This window comes from Escherichia sp. 93.1518 (assembly GCF_013368915.2).
GTDB classification, from domain to species: domain Bacteria; phylum Pseudomonadota; class Gammaproteobacteria; order Enterobacterales; family Enterobacteriaceae; genus Escherichia; species Escherichia ruysiae.
On the sequence record NZ_JABWMT020000138.1, the window covers coordinates 1 to 235 of the forward strand.

At 52.8% G+C, this 235-nt stretch carries 1 protein-coding gene; it reads right to left on the reverse strand.

Annotation, left to right across the window (positions count from 1 at the left end):
• A partial coding sequence (locus tag HEN21_RS22810) for a phage terminase large subunit family protein (RefSeq protein WP_183082979.1) occupies nt 1-235 on the reverse strand: 235 nt, incomplete at both ends.

A 235-nucleotide genomic window follows, 5' to 3' on the forward strand; every position in this document is an offset into this window, starting at 1 on the left:
TCACGGTAGTTTTTTGCCGCTTTACCGCCCAGGCACCAGAAGCCACGACCATTGGAAAAACGCTTCATGGTGAGCGTGTTATCCCGGTGCTTTTTGCCATACCACGGGGCCAGCGCCAGCAGCGACGGAATATCACGAATAGTCGGTTCAACGTGGGTTTTCATAAAGTTCTCGGCATCACCATCCGTCGGCAACCAGATAAGGGTGTTGCGCTGCTTATGCTCTATGAAGTAGG